Origin of the sequence: Pseudomonas brassicae (assembly GCF_010671725.1) — a bacterium.
In the GTDB taxonomy this organism is placed as follows: domain Bacteria; phylum Pseudomonadota; class Gammaproteobacteria; order Pseudomonadales; family Pseudomonadaceae; genus Aquipseudomonas; species Aquipseudomonas brassicae.
On record NZ_JAAHBU010000320.1, the window covers coordinates 1 to 5,586 of the forward strand.

2 protein-coding genes, 1 tRNA gene and 2 pseudogenes are annotated in these 5,586 nt (G+C 60.7%); 4 read left to right on the forward strand and 1 reads right to left on the reverse strand.

Annotation, left to right across the window (positions count from 1 at the left end; genetic code table 11):
- Window positions 1-165 precede the first annotated feature (165 nt).
- Window positions 166-241, forward strand: a tRNA-Lys gene (locus G3436_RS20150).
- Between the two features lie 127 nt (window positions 242-368).
- Here G3436_RS20150 and G3436_RS20155 read toward each other — a convergent pair.
- Window positions 369-1,508, reverse strand: a complete 1,140-nt coding sequence (locus tag G3436_RS20155; protein ID WP_163948612.1) for a pectate lyase family protein — start codon at window positions 1,506-1,508, stop codon at window positions 369-371.
- Between the two features lie 391 nt (window positions 1,509-1,899).
- Here G3436_RS20155 and G3436_RS20160 point away from each other — a divergent pair.
- The 3 genes and pseudogenes from G3436_RS20160 to nadA all read left to right on the forward strand — a co-directional run bounded on the left by G3436_RS20160 (window position 1,900) and on the right by nadA (window position 5,567).
- Window positions 1,900-2,768, forward strand: a pseudogene (locus G3436_RS20160) (isocitrate lyase/PEP mutase family protein).
- Window positions 2,769-2,808: 40 nt separating this feature from the next.
- Entirely contained in the window at window positions 2,809-4,299 is a 1,491-nt protein-coding gene (locus tag G3436_RS20165) for a YdgA family protein (protein ID WP_163948615.1), read from the forward strand.
- A 210-nt stretch (window positions 4,300-4,509) separates the two neighbouring features.
- Window positions 4,510-5,567 (forward strand): annotated as a pseudogene (gene nadA, locus G3436_RS20170) (quinolinate synthase NadA).
- Window positions 5,568-5,586 lie beyond the last annotated feature (19 nt).

Genomic DNA, 5,586 nt, shown 5'->3' on the forward strand with positions numbered 1-5,586 from the left:
GATGATCAAGGGGCGTGCCTGTGGCAAAGTGCGACAAGCTGCCGCCTGCGCGCCGATGGTTTCAAAGGCTGCCGCTGTCGCAGACCCTACACGTTATTTTGATTTTTTTGCAGAAGGTGTTGATTTATTTCCTCAAGGAAATCAGTATTATACGCCCCACGCAACGGGTCGTTAGCTCAGTTGGTAGAGCAGTTGGCTTTTAACCAATTGGTCGTAGGTTCGAATCCCACACGACCCACCATATGTTGTAAGGCAAAGCCCGCTTCCGAAAGGAAGCGGGCTTTGTCGTTTCTGTCGTTCTGAAAACGCGAGCGCTATCCGGAACGCCCCTCGTGAGAAGGGCGCTACTTCAAACGATTGCCAGCGGCTTAGATCTTGCCGGCGCCTGCCTTGGCTTTCACGTCAGCCGCGACCTTGTCGGCGCTCAGTGGTTTGTCGCCGTAAGGCGGGGTCCAGCCAATGTTGGCGTCCCACGAGCAGGTGAAGGTCTTGCCATTGAGCAGCGAGCCCTGGTCGCGGTAGACCTTGCCGCCGTAGTTGGCCGCGATCTTGTCGCAGCTGCTCACGCCGGTGATGTCGAACACGTTGTTCTGCGAGAAGATCTTCGAGTCCTTGCCCACACCGTGTGCATGGGAGAACGGGTAGACCTTATCGCTGACGTTGCCGGTGTGGTAGTTGTTGTACAGGTGTACCTGGCCAAAGCGCACGCGCGGTGCACGGGCCGAGATATTTTCGAACAGCGTGTTGTGGATGGTGACCTTGAGGTTGCCATTGTCGGTGGTCTTGCTGTCGCTGGAACCGATCAGGTTGTTCTTTTCGTGCGACTTGAATACCGAGTACGAGATGGTCACGAAGCTGGCGCTGTTCTTCACGTCCAGCGCGCCATCGTGGTGCTGCTTCGGGCGGCCATTGGCGGTGCCGTTCTGGTCATCGGTGCGGCGCCCGTCGGTGAAGGTCACGTGATCGACCCACACGTTCTTGGCGCCCTCGATGGTCAGGCCGTCGTACTCGGAGTTCCAGTTGCCGGCGCTGCCGTCGTTGGCGTCCCAGATGGGCTCGGGGTCCCACGGGTTCTCAATGGTGATGTTGCGGATGATGACGTCGTTTTCCTTGGCATACAGATACCCTTCGCGGATTTCAGCATTCTTGCTGATACCGACAAGGGTGGTCTTGCCCGGGATGTCCAGGCGCGCCCGGGTCTTCATGTCGGCGGTCTTGGTATAGGCCTTGCCTTCGCTGACATCGATCACGCCATTGATCTTGATGATGCGGCCGTTGCTGCCTGCCGACGCCTTGAGGGCGGCTTTGAGCTGTGCGGCGGTGGTGACCGTGTAGATGTCGGCCGAGGCCGCCTTGGAGCCGCCTTTGGTGCCGCCGTTCTGGGTCGCCCAGCCGGTGGTGGCAACATCGGTGCTGATATCGGCGTGTGCCGACAGGGTAGTGAGCAGGAGTGAGCCGAGCAGGCCGCCAGCCAGAGTGCGTGCGGCAGAGGGTGAACGCTTCGCCATAAAATCTGATCCTTAGATTAAATTGAGCTGTCTCGCGTAGTCACAGGGTGTGTCTCTGTACGGTGATTCCTTTCGCCGGTGCTGCGAAATGAAACTCCGCTGCAGATGCGAGACGTGCGCATTATTAATCCAAGTTCACGGGGAAAAGAACCCTTTCAGCAAAAAAATGTACGACGTCCTACAACACTGCAGGAAATAGGGTTTTGCCTTAGGGAGCTCACGTATGTTCGCGCTGGCGTACGGGCGCTTCCCGCGCCAGGTAGCCGAGAGACGGTCATTTTCGTTTTCTGTTCGCTTATTTTTGTTTCGGTTCGGGTCCGGCGACTGTCGGAGTGTCGGGCAGGAATGGTATGGTCTGCCCCAGAACGAAGATGAAGAAATTGGAATGATCATGCCTAGAGCCTCCCACCAAGATTTGCGCCGTGCCTTTCGTAAACTCCTTGCCTCCCCGGTCTGCTATCACACGGCTTCCGTGTTTGACCCCATGTCTGCGCGGATTGCCGCCGACCTGGGGTTCGAAGTCGGTATTCTGGGTGGTTCGGTGGCTTCGTTACAGGTGCTGGCGGCTCCGGACTTTGCCCTGATCACCTTGAGTGAATTCGCCGAGCAGGCCACCCGCATCGGGCGTGTGGCGCAACTGCCGGTGATCGCCGATGCCGACCACGGCTACGGCAATGCGCTGAACGTGATGCGCACCGTCACCGAGCTTGAGCGCGCCGGCGTGGCTGCGCTGACCATCGAAGATACCCTGTTGCCCGCGCAGTTCGGGCGCAAGTCCACCGACCTGATCAGCATCGCCGAAGGCGTTGGCAAGATCCGCGCGGCCCTGGAGGCCCGTGTCGACCAGGAGCTGTCGATCATCGCTCGCACCAATGCGGCGCTGATTCCGGTCGAAGAGGTCATTGCACGCGTGGTGGCCTACCAGCAAGCCGGCGCGACGGCGTATGCATGGTGGGTATTCGCGACTTCGACCACCTCGAGCAGATCGCGCAGCATGTCAGCGTGCCGCTGATGCTGGTGACCTACGGCAACCCGCAACTGCACGATGACTCACGTCTGGCCGAATTGGGCGTGCGTATTGCAGTCGACGGGCATGGCGCGTATTTTGCCGCGATCAAGGCCACCTACGACTGCCTGCGTGAGCAGCGTCGCATCACCAGCAGCGCGTCGGACCTGAGTGCCACTGAGCTTACCCATACCTATACGGTACCCGGCGACTACATCGTCTGGGCGCGCGAGTTCATGGACGTCAACGAGTAACATCGCTTCACCTCAATATGGATAGCAAACGGATCAATTCATGAAGAAAACACTGGGAGTGGTGTGCGGGCTTGCCGTCGCCGTGGCGGCCGTGTGCACGGCCGGGGCATGGTATACGGGCAAGCAACTGCCTGGGGTGCTGGAGCACGGCGTCGCACAATCCAACCTGCAGATGGAAAAGTCGTTCAAGGGCGCGGGCGCCACTGGGCGTCTTGAACTGGTGTCGCTGGAGCAGCACCTGTTCACCAGCGTTGCGCGCTACAAACTCACGGTCAACACGTCTCAGTTGGGCAGCGATGCAGCCGCCCTCGATGTGACGTTGGTCGACCGTATCGAGCATGGGCCGTTTCCGTGGTCGCGCGTCAAGGCATTCAAGCTGATGCCGGTGATGGCGGCCTCGAACAGCTCGATCGAAAAAGACGCGGCGACGGCTGACTGGTTTGCGCTCACCGGGGATGCCTCGCCGGTGCAGGCCCAGTTCAGCATGGCCTACGACCAATCGTACAACGGTACGATCAAGGTTCTGCCGATCGAGGTGGTCGAAGACACCGGTTCGTTCAAGTTTGCCGGTTTCACCCTCGACATGAGTGGCGATTTCGAAGGCAAGCGGCTCAAGCTCGACGGCAAGATGGGCGACGTCCTGGCGACCATCGTCAAGGCCCAGGAGCCGCCGGTGAGGCTGGAGTTCAAGGGCGCGAACCTGATGGCCGACCTCGCCCTGACCCCGTACGACTTCTACGAAGGCCAGGCTGACGTGACGCTGGGTGCGATGGCGTTCACCTTCGGCCCTGCGCAGACGGCGCTGAAGATCGATGGCATGGAGCAGCGCAACACCTACAAGCTGACCGGTGACAAGCTGGACGCCAAGTCGTCCTACAAGGTCGACCAGGTAACCTACGACAACAAGGTCGTTGGCAGCGGCCAGATCGTGATGGCGTTCAACCGCCTCGACGTGCCGGCGCTGCAGGCGCTGGTGGCGGTCTACGAGAAGCACATGCCGTCGTTGCAGATGGCGGCGATCACCGGGGCCACCCCCGAGGTCAAGCTGAGCGCAGAAGAGTCGGCGCTGATACAGGCCCAAGTGCTCAAGTTGCTGGAGGGCAAGCCACAGGTGGCGCTGGAAGACCTGTCGCTCAAGACTGCCAATGGTGAGAGCCGTTTCAATCTGACGCTCGATCTGGCCAAGCCGTCCTCGACGGACCTGCCGCCGGATCAGATAGCACGCGAGACCGTCGAGAAGCTGCAAAGCAGCCTGCTGCTGTCCAAGCCGATGATTGGCGACCTGGCAGCCCTGCAGGCCAGCCTTCAGGGGCAGGACGAAGCGCAGGTCAAGCAGGCCGCGATGGCCGGCGAGATGGTTGGCCAGATGGCGCTGTACTCCAAACTGGCGACGCTCAAGGGCAACGACATCATCGCCAACCTGCACTACGCCGATGGCCAGGTTGCGTTCAACGGGCAGAAAATGACCGTTGAAGCGTTCGTCAACCTGGTAAACACCAGCCTCGGTGGCCTGCAACAGGCCAGCAACTGACCATTGGGCTGGCAGGCCCTGCCTGCCAGCCTTCAATGGCAAAAAAACCTTTAGAATTCATTCGATTATCTGTAGCCTTCGGCAACCCATAAAAACCCGAGGCCGCAGAGGGTCTTTGGTTCTGTCGTACAGGCTGAACCGCTATCCGCTTTGCCAGGCCTCGGTGATACACTCGACTTACGCGCACTAGCGCCTGCAGGTCTTGCGAACATGACGCAGATTTCCGAACGCCTTCTGGTTCAGGCCCACCTCGATGCCAAGCAGCCCAAGCCGCTGACACCCGAGCAAGAGGCCGACTACCGCGCCGCCATCGCTGCCGAGCTCAAGGCTCAGGACGCGGTACTGGTGGCTCACTTCTATTGCGACCCGGTGATCCAGGCCTTGGCCGAGGAGACGGGCGGTTGCGTGTCCGACTCGCTGGAAATGGCGCGTTTCGGCAACCAGCACCCGGCCAGGACCGTGGTCGTGGCGGGCGTGCGCTTCATGGGCGAAACCGCGAAAATCCTCAACCCGGAAAAGCGCGTGCTGATGCCGACCCTGGAGGCGACCTGCTCGCTGGACCTGGGCTGCCCGGTCGAAGACTTCTCGGCGTTTTGCGACAAGCATCCTGAACGCACCGTGGTGGTGTATGCCAACACCTCGGCAGCGGTCAAGGCGCGTGCCGACTGGGTGGTGACTTCCAGTTGCGCACTGGAGATCGTCGAAAGCCTGATGGACAACGGCGAGACCATCATCTGGGGGCCGGACCAGCACCTGGGCCGTTACATCCAGAAGAACACCGGTGCCGACATGCTGCTGTGGGATGGCGCATGCATCGTGCACGAGGAGTTCAAGTCGCGTCAGTTGCTGGACATGAAGGCGCTGTACCCGGATGCCGCGATCCTGGTCCACCCCGAGTCGCCGGAGGCGGTGATCGACCTGGCCGATGCGGTAGGTTCCACCAGCCAATTGATTGCCGCGGCGCAGCGCATGCCGAACAAGACCTTTATCGTGGCCACCGACCGCGCATCTTCTACAAGATGCAGCAGTTGTGCCCGGACAAGGTGTTCGTCGAGGCGCCTACCGCCGGTAATGGCGCCGCGTGCCGCAGTTGCGCACACTGCCCGTGGATGGCCATGAACACGCTGGAGCGCACCTTGCAGTGCCTGCGCGAGGGCAGCAACGAGATCTTTGTCGAGCCGGCCCTGATCCCGCAGGCGCTCAAGCCGCTCAAGCGCATGCTGGACTTCACCCAGGCGGCGCGCCTCAAACTCTCGGGCAACGCCTGAGGCCCCGTTCGCCGGCAAG

Excerpts from the sequence above, each read along its gene's own strand:
- G3436_RS20155 (WP_163948612.1), bottom strand. The coding sequence starts at position 1,508 with ATGGCGAAGCGTTCACCCTCTGCCGCACGCACTCTGGCTGGCGGCCTG.
- G3436_RS20165 (WP_163948615.1), top strand. The coding sequence starts at position 2,809 with ATGAAGAAAACACTGGGAGTGGTGTGCGGGCTTGCCGTCGCCGTGGCG.